2 protein-coding genes are annotated in these 1,867 nt (G+C 72.4%); one reads left to right on the plus strand and one right to left on the minus strand.

Going from position 1 to position 1,867, the window contains the following annotated elements:
• A partial coding sequence (locus tag C1J00_RS42725; protein WP_102914157.1) for a beta-ketoacyl-[acyl-carrier-protein] synthase family protein occupies positions 1-921 on the minus strand: 921 nt, incomplete at its 3' end.
• Positions 922-1,018: 97 nt separating this feature from the next.
• Here C1J00_RS42725 and C1J00_RS42730 point away from each other — a divergent pair.
• Positions 1,019-1,867 (plus strand): AMP-binding protein (locus C1J00_RS42730; protein WP_146046404.1); only part of this gene is annotated, 849 nt, incomplete at its 3' end.

Consider the following 1,867-nt stretch of genomic DNA (forward strand, 5'->3'; position numbering starts at 1 on the left):
GCCCTCCAGGGAGAGCAGGACCAGGGGGGTGAAGGCGTCGTAGATCTGGGCGACGTCGACGTCCTCGGGGGCCAGGTCCGAGTGTTTCCACAGGTGCCGGGCGGCACTCCAGGCGGGGCCGGTGAGGGGGTCCTCGTTCCAGTAGTTGACCATGCCGTGGTGCTGGGCGGGCAGCGACTGGGCGGCGGCATGGACGTAGACGGGCCTGCGCCGGCAGTCGCGGGCGCGCTCGGCGGAGACCACGACACAGGCCAGGGCCCCGTCGGTCTCCAGGCAGTTGTCGAAGAGGCACAGCGGCTCGCTGATCCAGCGGGAGGTCATGTACATCTCGCGGGTGAGGGGCCGGTCGTACATGATCGCGGCGGGGTTCTGGTTGGCCCGGTTGCGGCAGGCCAGGGCGACGTTGAACAGGTGGTCGCGGGTGGCGCCGTACTCGTGCAGATAGCGGCGGGTGAGCATCGCGATCTCGTCGGCAGGCCTCAGCAGCCCGAACGGCCGGGTCCACTGGGCCGGGGTCGGGAGCTGGACGGCGGTGTTGGTCCAGGGCCGGGGCCCGCTGCCCCGCTTGCGGGACCGCCAGGCCACCCCGACGCTCGCCTGCCCGGCGGCGATGGCCGCGGCGAGATGGGCGACGGTGGCGCACGAACCCCCGCCCCCGAAGCCGACCTTGCTGAAGAACGTGAGGTCACCGAAGCCGCAGGCCTTCGCCAGCTCCACCTCGTCGGTCTCCTCCATGGTGTAGGAGGCCAGGGCGTCGACCTCGCCGGGCGCGATGCCCGCGTCGTCGAGAGCGGCCAGGACGGCCCGGCAGGCGAGGGTGCGTTCGTCCTCCGGGAGCCGTTTGGCGAAGGGCGTCTGGCCTATGCCGACGAGGGCGGTGGCGTCCTTGAGGCCTCCCGGTCCACCCGATCCTGCTGCCATGCCGCGTGCACCTCCGGGGCCGAACGGTCGCTGACAGGCCGTCAGATTACAGTTAATCTGACGGATAGTCAGCTCCTACGTCGTCGGGAGGCGCGCTGTGCGAGCGGATACGGCATGGGGAAGCGTTCCGGGCCTGGTCGAGGCGGCGGCCGAGCGGTACGCGGACGTCGAGGCGGTCGTCGAGGGCCGGACCCGCGTCACCTACGCGGAACTGGGCGCACGCGTGGAGCGCGCGGCGGCGGCCTGCATGGCGACCGGGGTCGGACCGGGCGACCGCGTCGGCATCTGGGCCCCGAACTCGCTCGACTGGATCGTCGCGGCCCTGGGCGCGGTCTCCGCGGGGGCGGTGCTCGTGCCGCTGAACACCCGGTTCAAGGGCGCCGAGGCCGCGGACGTGCTGCGCCGCAGCGGCACCCGGCTGCTGTTCGTCACCGGCACGTTCCTCGGCACGTCGTACGTGGCGTCCCTGCGCAGGGCGGCCGGAGACGGCCCGGGCACCGGCCCCCTGCCCGGCCTGCCGGCCCTGAAGCACGCGGTCGTCCTCTCGGACGACGCCCCGGCCGACTTCCTGACCTGGAAGGACTTCCTGGCCTCGGGGGAGGGGGTGGGGACGGCGGACGTACGGGACAGGTCCGCGGCCGTACAGGGGACCTGGCCCTCGGACATCATCTTCACCTCGGGCACGACGGGCCGGCCCAAAGGCGCCGTCATCACCCACCGGCAGACGCTGCGGGCCTACGACATCTGGAGCGACCTCGCGGGCCTCACCCGGGGCGACCGCTACCTGATCGTCAACCCCTTCTTCCACACCTTCGGCTACAAGGCCGGGGTGATCGCCTGCCTCATGCGGGGCGCGACGATGATCCCCCAGCCGGTGTTCAACGTGGACACGGTCCTCGCCAACATCGCCGCCGAGCGGATCTCCGTACTCCCCGGCCCCCCGACC

The organism is Streptomyces cahuitamycinicus (genome assembly GCF_002891435.1).
Taxonomy (GTDB): Bacteria; Actinomycetota; Actinomycetes; order Streptomycetales; family Streptomycetaceae; genus Streptomyces; species Streptomyces cahuitamycinicus.